A 12323-nucleotide genomic window follows, 5' to 3' on the forward strand; every position below is an offset into this window, starting at 1 on the left:
TTTGTGGATTTGGATGTTACTTTCATGATGATAGTATCGTCCACGTTTCGTTGTTCCCCACGCAAACCAACTAAGGAGCAGGACCCGCATGAGTAAACGCATCGTAGTCACCGGCATGGGCGCAATCACTCCACTGGGTTGTGGGGTCGAGCAGGTCTGGCAGCGCCTGCTGGCGGGACAATCCGGAATCCGTCAATTGCCGGAAGAGTTTATCCAGGATCTGCCCACCACCATTGGCGGCCAGGTGCCCGACGCGCTCGAAGATCCCCAGGCCGGCTTCGATCCGGACCAACTGCTGGCCCCCAAGGAACAGCGCAAGATGGACCGTTTCATCCTCTTCGCCCTGGCGGCGGCGGAAGAAGCCCTGGCCCAAGCCAACTGGAAACCCGATAACCCTCAGGCCCAGGAACGTACAGCCACCATCATCGCCTCAGGTGTAGGGGGCTTCCCAGCCATCGCCGATGCCGTGCGAACCACCGACAGCAAGGGCCCGCGACGCCTGTCACCGTTCACCATTCCTTCATTCCTGAGCAATATGGCTGCAGGCCACGTCTCGATCCGCCACAGCCTCAAAGGGCCACTGGGAGCGCCAGTCACCGCTTGTGCTGCCGGGGTCCAGGCCATCGGCGACGCCGCACGGATGATCCGCGCCGGTGAAATCGACATCGCCGTCTGTGGCGGAGCCGAGGCGGCGATCCATCGGGTCAGCCTGGGTGGCTTCGCCGCGGCTCGGGCCCTGTCCAGCGAGTACAACGACACCCCGGAACGGGCTTCACGTCCCTTCGATCAGGCACGGGATGGTTTTGTCATGGGTGAAGGTGCCGGGCTGCTGGTCATCGAGGAACTGGAGCATGCCCTGGCTCGGGGCGCACAGCCCATTGCGGAGTTGGTGGGCTATGGCACCAGCGCCGACGCCTACCACATGACCGCGGGCCCGGAAGATGGCGACGGCGCCCGGCGCGCCATGCAGCAAGCCTTGCGCCAGGCCGGCGTACAAGCCTCCCAGGTCCAACACCTGAATGCCCATGCCACCTCCACGCCGGTGGGCGACAAGGGCGAACTGGCCGCCATCAGGAGTGTATTCGGTACCGGCAGCGGCCTGGCCATCAGCGCCACCAAGTCTGCTACGGGTCATCTGCTGGGTGCCGCCGGCGGGATCGAGGCGATCTTTGCCATCCTTGCCCTGCGTGACCAGATCGCTCCCGCGACCCTCAATCTGGACAACCCGGACAGCGCCGCCGAGGGCCTTGACCTGGTGCGCGGCGAGGCACGCAAAGTGGCCATGGAATATGCACTGTCCAATGGTTTCGGCTTTGGTGGGGTCAATGCCAGCGTGCTGTTCAAACGCTGGCAGTAACGCATCAAGAAGACGGGCTCAATGTTGAGGTTTCAGCCACGACAGGCTGGAACCTCAACAGGCCCGTCAATCAGTTGAGGACGTCATTGAGCACTTCGTAGATGATCCCGCTGGCGATGGCCACCAGAATCAGGTCGGTTCCGGCCTGCCGCCATTCATAGCCGTCATAGCGAGGGAGCTGTCCCAGCAGCCGGTGGTCCAGCTTCTTGGCAATGCCCGGGGGCAGAGGTTTACCCCGAGCCAGATTTTTCTGGATGCCTGGAGGCAATGCCGGTCCCGGGCTCCAATAGTCACGATGCACACCCAGTATGCTCAGGACACTGCCGCGATCGACACTGGGGCCATGACTCCAATCATCGGCGCCTGACTTCTTGCCCTTGCCATGCCCACCCTGGTCATCCTGCGAACTGTGTTTGGAGTGCCCCTGCCCCTTGCCATTTCCGGGGTCGGCCAATGCCAGAGGGGAAGCGCCAGCCAGGAACACGCCGGCAAGAACAACGATCAACGAACGGGACTTGAGCATGTCGGTTCTCTTTAGGAGGCCAAGGTCACACTCAACTGTAGACGGCAGTTCCTGTCATTGATCGAAGATCAGGCAGATAGAGCTCCGCCTCCATCAGTGCTCATCAGGTCATCGGCCAGCTGAGGATCAAAGCGTGCAGCTGTACTGATACTCGAAGGGAAACATCAGCGTATCCACCACGCCGGAGAATGGAGCATCCAACGCCAGAAACGGCCAGAGCACACCGTTGTTCTTCTTAGCCAATGCCCAATCCATGCGTACGCCAATATAGGGGCAACTCAGGGGAGTAGTGCGAGTAATCAGGGCCGTGCATCCACTCAAGACAAAGATCAACACCAGCAACAACAGGCTTCGCAACACATAACTTCCTTTTTACGTTCATGACATAGGCACTCTGGACTCGGCGTCAGAGGCCGAGGCAGCAGCACCTGGCTATCAGGCCTTGTAGTCGCAATGGATCTGCAGGCTCTCCGTGTGATTGCGATGAATCTCGAAACCGTAACGCCTCAACACATCCTTGACCTCATCAACGACAGCCGAGTACCGCCCTTGCAACTGATGCTGCCGCGCCGGCGAAGTAAACACCCCCAACGGCAGAAAGCGCAGGCGCTTGCCATCAAAGACAATGGACACATCGATATGAGTGCCATCCACATCATGGCCATTGGAGCCGAAGATATCCTCCAGTTCCTCTTTACGCCCCGGATAACACAAGCAGAACAACCTGATCCCCAGCCAGCGGGACAGCGTCCTGAAAAACCCCAGGTAACTGCTTTTGCTCTCGTAGCCCCGGGTCACCAGCAACTGCACCGAACGCGGCAGACTGGACTGGACCTTGAGCAGTTGTAGAAAGACTTCGCGCTCCATCAACACCTTTGCAGACGGCCAGCGCGGCCCCACTCTCAAGCCTTGGTTGTCGCCCCTCTTGAGTATCAGCATGCAGATCGACCCTGGTCCTTTTTCACGGGCCGCAATGGTACACAGAGCCGCCGCAAGCGTGCTGAAAATTCAAAAGCGCAAACAGCTATCAGCCTGCGACACCGCCCATCTTCTCCCGGTGACAGCGCACCCGCCGTTTAGTTAAACTGATCATGGCTTATAGCCATTACTCATTAGCACAGTGACCACAGGGGCTGTATGTACGATTTAACGAATCTGGTCATTGTCGATAGCCGCTTTGGATTGAATGTCCTGCAAGTCACCGCCGATCTGGTAGCCGGCGCCCTGGATGAACTCCTGGCCAATTGCGCAGGCGGCGCCAACATCACCCAAAAGCTGGATTACTCCATCCTGACGATCTATCAGGACAAACTCGCGGCGGCCATTCGCGACATGAGCCTTCCGCCCCTGTCCCTACCCTCTCCAGCCGATAGCCTTTGCTGAATCGAACAACTTGCCAGCACTTGGCAAGTTGAGCCCGAACCTGCGTTCATTCAGGTAAAGGACTCCCGACTCCACAAAGTGGCCGCTGCCATCCACTGTCGCGGCCTGGGTCCGAATCACTGCGAATCAGATACCAGCATCAGATACCAGGTAACAAAGCCTGCTAACACCATGCCATGCACAATCAGAAAGTGCCGCAGCCCAATGGGCCGCCCCGAGACCCACCAATAGGCGAAGACCAGCGGGTAGCACAGCAGGCAGGTCAGCCCCAGGGTAACGATCGTCAGGGTGCTGCCGATCCCAGGAAGAAACCCGGCAGAAGAACCCAGCAGAAAGACGACGAAGGCAATGCCGCCTAACGTGATGACAATGATTAAAAGAGCAACGATAGCGCGCTGGGCGTCGAGGCGATTATCCATAACTGACTACTTGCAATCCTTTTGGGCATGGCTGAGTTGGAGCCATAGTATCGGGCCAAACACCCAGCAGACGGTAAGACAAAATGTTGAACCTTGTGCCATCGGCGGCACATGCGCCGACCCGCTTGGCGGGCAAAATCCAGATTCTGCGCCAACCAGTGAACGGGCTTGCGTCGCCTCTCGCGGGGCACGCGCAACATCGGTCACCTGGAACCTTTTCCCTCAATGAGGATCAGTGCTGCACATTTCCCTATCACACAGTAAGCGAGTGCCAGCATGGCCCTGAGAAAAACCGTCCTCTACATTGCATTGGTGTCCGTCGGCTTCTTTGCCGGGTACGCGGCAAAACCAACAAGCGGACTACAGGTCACGGCGGGACAACTGATAAGTTGCGGCAAAAGCACCATGCCGACTATCGAGATGTGATTGCCAGGCAACTCAGCACTCGATGACACAGCGCCCAATACTCAGCAATACCGGCTCAATCCACAGCGACAGTCGCCAACATCAGGCAGCCGGAAACGAAAAAGCCCGGCAAGCGAGCCGGGCCATAAGCAATCTTGAAGACTCACTTGGAAGACATGAACAACCAAGCGACAACAGCTGCACCAGCGGCCATATAGGTGCCAACCGTCTTGGTCTTCTCCCAGCCACCCTTCTCGGCCCAGGGCTTGCCTGGCTCAGACGAAACCTGCGGGTCTTTGTGCTTGGTCTGCTTGGCAGTAATCGAGGCAACTCGCTGCTTCAAGTAAGCGACTACTTCAGCCCCGCCCTTGCTGAAGCCTTCAAGATCCACCTCAACGACGCTTTCATGCACCGCCTTGTTACGTACGCTCGCAATCCAGCGAATCTTTTTCACCATCGGCGGGCTGATCATTCCCTCAACCGAGCTCAGTTTTTCATGCAACCCTCGGCCTGATGCGCCCAGCTGCAGGAGCAACGATTCGACTTCTGTCGAGATATCCAGTATCTGACCCCGCATACCGCCCTCCCTTTTCAATCGCGGCACTTTAACACCGGGGTTGTACCTGCCCAAGGCTCTGAACGTGCACACGAGCGTCCTTTGCAGGTTTCGTTGACCCAATCGATAAAGGCAATGCGCCATTAGCACATCCGCCCTAATCGACCCCCGCTGCTGGCCAGCCCTATATTCCTTCTCTTGGACGGTCCCGTGCGGCCGCGGACAAGCACCCTCAAGGAACGAAATATCATGGCGATCCCATTCCCCCACGCCAGATGGTTGCCGCTATCACTCATCCTGCTGTGCACCAGCGTCACGGCCCTCGCCAACCCTCAAGGTGAATACTGGATCGTCTACGGCAAGGGCGAGCGCTACCACAACGAGGTATTCGTCGCCGATGCCGCCGGTGTCCTGCAAAAGCCCCAGGGGGTGCAGTCGGCCATGATCATGCAGATCTTCGAAGACCCGGCGATGCCCGTGCTGGCGGCCTACGAGATCCAGTACAAGTGCAAGGAGCGCAAGGTGCGCTTCGACAGCGCCCGAGCCATGCGCCGTTTCGACCATGCCATGAAAGACGTGACCACCGCCCAAGGCTGGATCGCCCCGAAGGACTACTGGCTGCAGCGCACCTTCGCCTTCGTCTGCGCACCCGGCAACCGCGAACACAACCAGATGCTGCCAATGGGCAAGATGGCCGCCGGCCGCATGGTCGAGACCGTCCAGGCCATGTTCCAGCAGCTGTACGGCATACAGGCCAACAGCGAGGCCGTGCAGAGCCTGGACGCAATGCTCGGCAACAGCCCGCAATGAAGGAGGCCGCCATGACCCGGCACCTACTTGCCCTCGGCCTGCTGTTGCCTTTGCTGAGCGGCTGCATACCCACCCTCCCGGAATACATGGCCGGCCAGCAATGGAAGGGACGCGACGCCAAGGAAGCCATCGACTTCTTCGGCCCGCCTGGACGCATGCAGCCCTCGCCCGATCGCAGCGAGGTGCAAATGCAGTGGTACCGCGACACCTCCTACGTAAAGAAGGAAGTGGTTGGCGGCTCCAGCGAGATGCAGGGCGGCGTGATGGTCCACACCAACTACTGGGACGACGTCACTCACACGAGCGGCTGCACCCTCTCCATGACTGTCGACAAGGCCAGACAGATCAAGGACTTCTCCATTCGTGGCCGCTGCACGGGCGTGGCCCTGGCGCCGCAGTGACTGGCCCGACATAAATAGCCCGCAGAGTACGATCGCCCATGGCCTTCAAGGATTGCTACATGAAACTGTTTCGGCCGCGTTCGGCCCTACCCGCTGCGTTACTTCTCTCTCTTTCCCTCTCCGGCTGCATGTCCGATCTTGATTCGGGTGCCTACGGCAGCATGGACGATCCGCGTTACGCGCAGTTGCTGGACCTAATGGACGCAGCACTCAAGGGGAACATGGCGGTGGTACTGGTGGCCGACGTAATGCCACACAAGTCGCTAAGCGACGCGCTGACCATGACTCAATGGACGCCGACGGTAATCTGGGAATACGAGAAAGATCCGAAGATCACCTTCGGCCGCAAGTTCCAGACCAATGCCCTGCAGAGAAAGCCTGACGAAACCTATCTGTTCAAGGCCTTCGAGGTGCATATCCTGCCGCCCGGCAAATACCTACTGACCGGCGGCGATGACTACCAGATCAAAGGATTGCTCGACCAGGTCGGCGCCCGCAGCGGCCCACCCGGTTCGGGTCGTGGTGCCAACGGTACTGCGTACCTGTCCCCCGAGCTGTATCGCGAGTACTACAGGGAAGAGGTCTGGAAGGACGCCACCTATGGCAGCGAGACCAAGACCGAAACTGTCTGTACCTCCGTGCTCAGGGCCTCGGGTGCCTGCGTGAGCTGGGGTGAACAGCAATATACCCAGACGACGGCGGGCTCCCCGGCCGGCTATTACCAACAGACCGATTCTCGCGACGTTCCCGCAATCAAGGTCCAGGCGCGCCTGCCGGTCGACAAGGCGCTCGCCAGTTTCACCATCCAGGGCGGGCAATTGCTGCTGGCCCCGCGCATGCATCTGAAGACCCCTGGCTACAAGTACCAGCAGTCGAAGTGCCGGGCGATCGATCCGAAAAAAGTCGAGTGTCCGCTCGACAACCTGACCGTCTACACCTGGCCGGCACCCATGAGCTTTACACAGAACCTCATTGAGCAGCGCAACCTGAGCGAGAAGCACCGGCAACTGCTGTCCAGGCTCCAGCCCATGCAGATCACGCCGCTGGGCAAGCAAGGCATGGAAGATCCCATCTGGGGCGTGCCGTTGTCGCTGCCCAAGTAAGGCAAGTCCGGGGGTATTGGCTGCTCATCGAACATCGTGTTGAACATGGGCAGCCTGCCGATCAACGGTGGATGCCTTGGCTCAGTTCGACGCAGATGCATCCGCAAGCCACGCTCAATGAAGTTGCAAGGCAGCTAAATAGCCGTCCTCGGAAAACACTAGACTACGAAACACCCGCAGAACGATTTAGCCAATCTGTTGCATCGACCGGTTGAATCCACAGCCAGGAGCGGTCACTGCATAAAATCCGCGCTCGCGAACCGGCAAACCGGAACGCCTGCGGTGTCCACGCTCCTGAAACAAGACTCAGTTGCCCAAGCACTTTAACAAGAGGGCCAACACCCAGTCTTCTTGCGAAGCCAATGCCGCGCTGATCTCCTCGCATCTCCCATTCAGAGACAGCAGGTCGCCAGCCAGTACTTCTCCACTGGACATGCACATATCCAAAGCAACACTAAAAACCCCGCTACTTACCTGCTTGCTCTCAAAAACAAGCTCAACCTCTTTAGGGAAGATCGTCACGTAGACGAAGAGTATTTCATCCGCGTATGTGTAGTGACCATGATTCCTTTTGAGTAAAACACTCTGGCTTTTCAAAGCCTTCTCATAAACATTATCTAGAAACCTTTGAAGGATGAACAAAAGCTCTGGCTTTTCAGCGCTCATTGGATTCCCTTGCGAGCAATAGACTTCAACACGCCATTCTAACCAACATCGACGGTGCCCAAGCTGCACAATGCGCAGGGGCGATTCAGTTTGGCGTATGGATTGCTCCATTTTTGCCCCACAACCTCACCTCCCTAACCAACAACCAGTTCGCCAAATGCAATCAGGGTAGCGAGAATAGGGATTCGAACCCCTTCCCGAATCTGCACAGGCCGCTTTAGGCCGATTGCTGCTGCACGATGAGAGTAAAAGATGGAGCTGTATAATGATTGATAGCCTGGAGGTTCAAGAGTTTGATCGCCTTGAAGAGGCGTTACTTGAAGCAAGCGTGTCTTTCGGTGAAATGACACGTCAGTACGCTCGCTATTTGCTCAGTCTGATTGACGGCGGTGTACTTGCTAGCATTTCTGATTCTAAGTTGAAGGTGCTGATTCCATATATCGAAGAAAGTATCCTGCGAGAACGTATAGAAAGCGATGGATATCTCCGGAGAAAGCTTGCACTAGAACTCTGGGCGGTAGAGAAACAGCACCGTCAATCAGATGAAAACTTTGCGTTTCTCATACGCTGCGTACTTTTTTGCTTTGAAACTGAAGAGCGCTGGATAGAGGAAGGCACGGGGGACACAACACCTATCTATCTTTACTTTCTGACTCTAAAAAAATATTGCCTGACATAAGACAAGGCTTTATTAAAAGCTTTCAAGATTTTATTGCAGCCAACAGGAAACATACGTTCAAAGAATAGATCGGCCGGGCCGGGCATCTCCAGGCGCACATCCGCGGTGCTGCGCTGAAACGCAGCCAGGCGGAACTGATAGCGGCTCACGTCGCCGCGGGTGATGGTGACGGAGCCAAAGGCTTTGCCGCTCGTGGCTTTGCCCGGCCTACCGAGGCAACAGCAAAAGTTTGCCTTCGATACTTGGCTGATGACCCTCCTGAACTGGACATTCCCCTTCCCTCCCTTGATAGAAAATTCCACTCAAAGACCATAATTGAAAGGAACTACGCGGCCTCTCGACGAACCTCCAGCGCACCGTCAATCCAAGCCATTCAGGCCTTCCAGAGCTGACGAGTCCTCTCTTCGCCGAACTTCATTTTCTTGCCAACTTCCATCAGCAAGGTGTCTCGGCTGGTTGGGTAGCGCATCAAGGGGCAGAACGATACAGAGCTGATCATTCTGAATGTAGTCGGCTTCATCGAGGCTTGAGCGCTTGGCTGGCTCGTGCTCGTGCTCGGCAAAACGATGATTTCCTCGAACTCGCCGGGATGTTCGCCATTACTCGCGGTATATCTTAAAATGGCCGGCTGCCGACGAACCGTAATGACCATAGCCATGGACGGCTTCCATTCTTTACAAATAAGTGTGGTTTAGATGAACAAGCCTTTCATTTCGCTGTGCCCTGAAATTACTCGGGCGCACGCGCTGACATTAATGGATTGGTTGGAGGATGAGCGCGTTACCTGCTATCTGAGCGATTCACGCGATGTCTCCCGCTCCATCGAGCAAGTCATCGATCGAACTCAATTGCCGATCCTGACCCATCTGTTCAACCGGGGCGGCCGATTCTTCATGGCCTATGACCGGCATGACGCCCCGGTGGGCTTTGTCCGTCTGATCAAGACCGGCTCCAATTGCGAGATAGTTCTGGTCATCGGAGACAGCGACAAATGGGGCCGAAACCTTGGCGCCCGCACCATCCGCGAAGGCATGAAACTGGCCTTCCTCGACATGCGGGCCGAGAAACTCATCGCCAAGATCCACCCGGACAACACGCGCTCGCTGAAAGCCTTCCAGCGCAGCGGCTTTCTGCTTGAAAGCGAAACGCCGACATTGAAATCATTTTCCATGACGGCGGGGCACTATCTCCAGTTCTTGCGCGAAGGTACCGTTGCCGACGCCACTGAGATCTACATCACTGAAATCGACAAGGCCAGGCTCGAGAGCTTGATCGCACTCGAGCAAGGCCCGGCCGTTTTTGAACTCGAACATGAGCTTGAGCGAGCCATTGTCGTCAAGCCGCAGCAGGTGGCGCGCAATGTCGTTACGATGAACTCCAAGGCCTTGCTGCAACTGGACGACGAAGAGATCGAAGTGGCCTTGGTCTACCCGGAAGACGCGGACAGCAAAGCAGGGAAGCATTCCGTGTATTCCGATATAGGCGTCGCCATCCTTGGCTATCAGGAGGGGGACGCCATCGACTGGCGAGTTTCTGATCGGACCCGCCGGATTGAGATCAGGAAAGTGCTTTACCAGCCGGAGGCTGCGGGCGATTTCCACCTATAATTGCGCCTTTCGCTTGGTGTTCACCCATCAGACGCGAGGACTCCCCAAAGGACGGTGCCTCGCTTTCCGTGCCTGAGCAGCTCGTTGTAGGGTCAAGGGTAGGCGCGGAGCCAGTTGCGAAAGCAGGAGTCGGTAGAACAGATCTAGCCGGCTCCGGCGACAATTTGAATTCTCTAAATCGACGGATTCCCGTAATCCCCCAACCCAAATCAAATTGCCGCCACCGGCCACGGAGGGCGGCGCCTGCAGCATTGAAGAGCAAATAGGAAACTGACTAATTTAATGCTTACGGTCTCCTCCCAAGACCGAAAGCACCGCCGGCGATAGTGATCACGCTGCGAACTTTCTTCTTTTTCTTTTTTGGGCTGAATAAGAGTCGCAGGCATCTGGCTCTGGCGGCACCAGCCAGGTCACAAACTCTCACGCCGTCAGGGCCTTTGCATGTGTCGAGATGTTTGCGTAAGCGCCTAAATTTCTCGATCCAGGCGATGCAAGCCGGCTTCTCGGACACTCAAAACAGGAGGCTACGAAGAAGATCTACGTTCCCGTGGGCGTCATCGCGAACCCGACGAAATAGGAAAGTTTTGGTACGCCAGCACTTTCACCCAGGCAATAAAAAACCCCGTAGACGTTAATCTACGGGGTTTTCAAGGGTGGAGGCCGAGGTCGGAATCGAACCGGCGTAGGCGGATTTGCAATCCAGATAAAATTTCAATTTTTTCAAGCACTTAGCAATAAAGCAGTTCCGCAAGTGTGATTCTTTAGGAGGGCTGGAACCCACGGTCTATGCGGCTCAGGATTGTGATTGCGGAACTGATTTTGTACACGTACTCAACTGCCCAGAACCCAATGACAGCTGTCTTCCACCAACAACAGCCGTATACGATAGCAGTTGAAAACAGATAGGAATTCGATCCCGCTTAGTATTGTGTTCAGATTGGATCAGCTCACGCGGGCAAATCGTTTTTCGCTCGTCTGTCGAGCCTAAGCGAGAGTCGAGCTGCCTCGTAGAAGCAAACCTGACTCTTCCCATCGGCAACCGACACCAACCAAGGCTTAGTATCACACTCGGAAGGATTACCAAACTTCTTTTGGGCCTCACAAGCCCCACGAAATGGACAGGCCGATTCGCCTAAATCCTGTGTATTAGCGAGACGACCGCTTCTGGTGAAGTGTTGCTGAAGGTAATGGATACACGCTTGCAGCACACCGAATTGATGGTGATCTTCAGGCTCAAGGTCAGCAACGCTTCCTAACGCACCAATCCATTCGATTTGAACAGTGCCATCTGATTTTTCCTGGCAGACTTGTCGCTCAAGAAGGTTTACAGTGACGTTCCTGAAATTTTCAGGCGTCAAATGAGTCTGAGCAAAAAGATGCTCCATCAACGGAATCGATGATCGAAGCTTTAAACCTTTTTCGATCAGTCTTCCGTATAGCTCAACAGCAGGGTATAAGTCCTTCGACCCTTCTAGGATCGACTTTATTTGGTCAACATGCGAGATGTCAGCCCTTGTTGAATGATCGCGGAATTTTTCCAGCACTCGCTCTGCAACGTACATTGTTTCTTGTATCTGACCGTCATCTCTTTCTCTGTCACTCTTCAGAGCAGCACATAGTTCAAAAAAAGTATCGGAGACGTGATGACTCAACAGAGAAAAATTCCCTATTAGAACTCTTTCGAAAACCGTCGTTTTATGTCCCACAAAATGGTCGACAAGAGGCTGATATGCCAAATACGGATAACTTGGCGTTTGAGCGTCTAAAAACTGCTCAGGGATACCAGCCAACCTGCGCTGTTCACGCTCGATTTCGTAGGCAACACCTTCCGATATGAAATCCAACCCAAGACGAAGCACCAAATCGTATTGAGAAAACTTTGACTTGGCGGTTATCGATAACGAGCTAACATTAAACTTCCCTATATGCCCCTCGATCGAGTGTGAAAGCGGAATACTTTCCGAATGCAGGCCACCAAAGATCCACTCTTCTATAATTGGCCACTTGAAATTTTTTTCATTAGGAATTCCGTCGACCGAGCCTCGCGCATTCGTCATCAACTTAAATGCTAGTGCAAGATTTTCATCTTCAGTAGTTTCTGAGTCTGCAGGAGTACTATACCAACCTCGATCGTCCGTATGGTTCACAAAGGGAACTACCAACCAGAAGCATGCCAGCATAGCCTCCAGACCAGCTGTAGTCGAAAGGTTGTGCAGGTAGTGCGTATATTCATGAGCGTGAAGAGAAACAGCACCAGGAAAAGGCTCTTCACCCTCCGGTTCCATATCTCCCTCGCTACTAATCCGTGTTAACAACGAATGTACACGATAAGTACCAAGGGTTCCTGCGTTTAGAACTTCTCTCTCATGATATTCGGACATCTACGCCTCCAGCGTGATCAAGGCTAAAATCCC

Annotated in this window: 15 protein-coding genes and 1 pseudogene; 7 read left to right on the top strand and 9 right to left on the bottom strand. The window is 55.5% G+C overall.

Going from position 1 to position 12323, the window contains the following annotated elements; genetic code table 11:
• Positions 1 to 88: 88 nt before the first annotated feature.
• The gene (gene fabF, locus ACSSVC_RS21520; protein WP_346635490.1) at positions 89 to 1357 is read left to right on the top strand and encodes a beta-ketoacyl-ACP synthase II; all 1269 of its coding nucleotides are present in this window, start codon (positions 89 to 91) and stop codon (positions 1355 to 1357) included.
• Positions 1358 to 1427: 70 nt separating this feature from the next.
• Here fabF and ACSSVC_RS21525 read toward each other — a convergent pair whose 3' ends face one another.
• From ACSSVC_RS21525 to ACSSVC_RS21535, 3 genes are all read right to left on the bottom strand, one after another.
• On the bottom strand, positions 1428 to 1880 hold the full coding sequence (locus tag ACSSVC_RS21525; protein ID WP_346635491.1) for an anti-virulence regulator CigR family protein: 453 nt from the start codon (positions 1878 to 1880) through the stop codon (positions 1428 to 1430).
• Between the two features lie 126 nt (positions 1881 to 2006).
• Positions 2007 to 2240: a YceK/YidQ family lipoprotein gene (locus ACSSVC_RS21530; protein WP_346635492.1), complete on the bottom strand. Its 234-nt coding sequence runs from the start codon at positions 2238 to 2240 to the stop codon at positions 2007 to 2009.
• Between the two features lie 75 nt (positions 2241 to 2315).
• Positions 2316 to 2747 (bottom strand): hypothetical protein, encoded by a 432-nt coding sequence (locus tag ACSSVC_RS21535; RefSeq protein ID WP_346635493.1) that lies wholly within the window; start codon positions 2745 to 2747, stop codon positions 2316 to 2318.
• A 270-nt stretch (positions 2748 to 3017) separates the two neighbouring features.
• Between ACSSVC_RS21535 and ACSSVC_RS21540 the strand changes: the two genes are divergently transcribed.
• Entirely contained in the window at positions 3018 to 3263 is a 246-nt protein-coding gene (locus ACSSVC_RS21540; RefSeq protein WP_346635494.1) for a hypothetical protein, read from the top strand.
• A 116-nt stretch (positions 3264 to 3379) separates the two neighbouring features.
• On the opposite strand, the gene ACSSVC_RS21545 is transcribed toward ACSSVC_RS21540, so the two are convergent.
• Positions 3380 to 3682 (bottom strand): hypothetical protein, encoded by a 303-nt coding sequence (locus ACSSVC_RS21545; protein ID WP_346635495.1) that lies wholly within the window; start codon positions 3680 to 3682, stop codon positions 3380 to 3382.
• Positions 3683 to 4250: 568 nt separating this feature from the next.
• Positions 4251 to 4664: a hypothetical protein gene (locus ACSSVC_RS21550; RefSeq protein ID WP_346635496.1), complete on the bottom strand. Its 414-nt coding sequence runs from the start codon at positions 4662 to 4664 to the stop codon at positions 4251 to 4253.
• 228 nt (positions 4665 to 4892) lie between these two features.
• Here ACSSVC_RS21550 and ACSSVC_RS21555 point away from each other — a divergent pair, with 228 nt between their 5' ends.
• The 3 genes from ACSSVC_RS21555 to ACSSVC_RS21565 are packed head-to-tail and all read left to right on the top strand — an operon-like array spanning position 4893 to position 6957.
• Complete coding sequence (locus ACSSVC_RS21555) at positions 4893 to 5453, top strand: hypothetical protein (protein ID WP_346635497.1); 561 nt, start codon at positions 4893 to 4895, stop codon at positions 5451 to 5453.
• 11 nt (positions 5454 to 5464) lie between these two features.
• Complete coding sequence (locus tag ACSSVC_RS21560) at positions 5465 to 5854, top strand: hypothetical protein (RefSeq protein WP_346635498.1); 390 nt, start codon at positions 5465 to 5467, stop codon at positions 5852 to 5854.
• Positions 5855 to 5913: 59 nt separating this feature from the next.
• Positions 5914 to 6957: a hypothetical protein gene (locus ACSSVC_RS21565; RefSeq protein WP_346635499.1), complete on the top strand. Its 1044-nt coding sequence runs from the start codon at positions 5914 to 5916 to the stop codon at positions 6955 to 6957.
• 306 nt (positions 6958 to 7263) lie between these two features.
• Here ACSSVC_RS21565 and ACSSVC_RS21570 read toward each other — a convergent pair whose 3' ends face one another.
• Complete coding sequence (locus ACSSVC_RS21570; RefSeq protein ID WP_492611337.1) at positions 7264 to 7623, bottom strand: hypothetical protein; 360 nt, start codon at positions 7621 to 7623, stop codon at positions 7264 to 7266.
• 265 nt (positions 7624 to 7888) lie between these two features.
• Between ACSSVC_RS21570 and ACSSVC_RS21575 the strand changes: the two genes are divergently transcribed.
• A complete protein-coding gene (locus ACSSVC_RS21575) occupies positions 7889 to 8302 on the top strand; it encodes a hypothetical protein (protein WP_492611338.1) in 414 nt (137 codons plus the stop codon).
• Positions 8303 to 8352: 50 nt separating this feature from the next.
• On the opposite strand, the pseudogene ACSSVC_RS21580 reads toward ACSSVC_RS21575, so the two are convergent.
• Both ACSSVC_RS21580 and ACSSVC_RS21585 read right to left on the bottom strand, forming a co-directional pair.
• Positions 8353 to 8539: pseudogene (locus ACSSVC_RS21580) on the bottom strand (hypothetical protein); the annotation flags it as partial.
• Positions 8540 to 8675: 136 nt separating this feature from the next.
• Complete coding sequence (locus tag ACSSVC_RS21585) at positions 8676 to 8960, bottom strand: hypothetical protein (RefSeq protein WP_492611339.1); 285 nt, start codon at positions 8958 to 8960, stop codon at positions 8676 to 8678.
• 37 nt (positions 8961 to 8997) lie between these two features.
• On the opposite strand from ACSSVC_RS21585, the gene ACSSVC_RS21590 reads away from it, so the two are divergent.
• Positions 8998 to 9909, top strand: coding sequence for a bifunctional GNAT family N-acetyltransferase/nucleoside diphosphate kinase regulator (locus ACSSVC_RS21590; RefSeq protein WP_404937053.1), 912 nt, complete (start codon positions 8998 to 9000; stop codon positions 9907 to 9909).
• A gap of 947 nt (positions 9910 to 10856) precedes the next feature.
• Here ACSSVC_RS21590 and ACSSVC_RS21595 read toward each other — a convergent pair.
• The gene (locus tag ACSSVC_RS21595) at positions 10857 to 12290 is read right to left on the bottom strand and encodes a hypothetical protein (protein ID WP_492611340.1); all 1434 of its coding nucleotides are present in this window, start codon (positions 12288 to 12290) and stop codon (positions 10857 to 10859) included.
• Positions 12291 to 12323 lie beyond the last annotated feature (33 nt).

The organism is Pseudomonas sp. E1BtOHC1, from assembly GCF_058744285.1.

Excerpts from the sequence above, each read along its gene's own strand:
- fabF (WP_346635490.1), top strand. The coding sequence starts at position 89 with ATGAGTAAACGCATCGTAGTCACCGGCATGGGCGCAATCACTCCACTG.
- ACSSVC_RS21525 (WP_346635491.1), bottom strand. The coding sequence starts at position 1,880 with ATGCTCAAGTCCCGTTCGTTGATCGTTGTTCTTGCCGGCGTGTTCCTG.
- ACSSVC_RS21535 (WP_346635493.1), bottom strand. The coding sequence starts at position 2,747 with ATGGAGCGCGAAGTCTTTCTACAACTGCTCAAGGTCCAGTCCAGTCTG.
- ACSSVC_RS21540 (WP_346635494.1), top strand. The coding sequence starts at position 3,018 with ATGTACGATTTAACGAATCTGGTCATTGTCGATAGCCGCTTTGGATTG.
- ACSSVC_RS21545 (WP_346635495.1), bottom strand. The coding sequence starts at position 3,682 with ATGGATAATCGCCTCGACGCCCAGCGCGCTATCGTTGCTCTTTTAATC.
- ACSSVC_RS21550 (WP_346635496.1), bottom strand. The coding sequence starts at position 4,664 with ATGCGGGGTCAGATACTGGATATCTCGACAGAAGTCGAATCGTTGCTC.
- ACSSVC_RS21555 (WP_346635497.1), top strand. The coding sequence starts at position 4,893 with ATGGCGATCCCATTCCCCCACGCCAGATGGTTGCCGCTATCACTCATC.
- ACSSVC_RS21560 (WP_346635498.1), top strand. The coding sequence starts at position 5,465 with ATGACCCGGCACCTACTTGCCCTCGGCCTGCTGTTGCCTTTGCTGAGC.
- ACSSVC_RS21565 (WP_346635499.1), top strand. The coding sequence starts at position 5,914 with ATGAAACTGTTTCGGCCGCGTTCGGCCCTACCCGCTGCGTTACTTCTC.
- ACSSVC_RS21570 (WP_492611337.1), bottom strand. The coding sequence starts at position 7,623 with ATGAGCGCTGAAAAGCCAGAGCTTTTGTTCATCCTTCAAAGGTTTCTA.
- ACSSVC_RS21575 (WP_492611338.1), top strand. The coding sequence starts at position 7,889 with ATGATTGATAGCCTGGAGGTTCAAGAGTTTGATCGCCTTGAAGAGGCG.
- ACSSVC_RS21585 (WP_492611339.1), bottom strand. The coding sequence starts at position 8,960 with ATGGCTATGGTCATTACGGTTCGTCGGCAGCCGGCCATTTTAAGATAT.
- ACSSVC_RS21590 (WP_404937053.1), top strand. The coding sequence starts at position 8,998 with ATGAACAAGCCTTTCATTTCGCTGTGCCCTGAAATTACTCGGGCGCAC.
- ACSSVC_RS21595 (WP_492611340.1), bottom strand. The coding sequence starts at position 12,290 with ATGTCCGAATATCATGAGAGAGAAGTTCTAAACGCAGGAACCCTTGGT.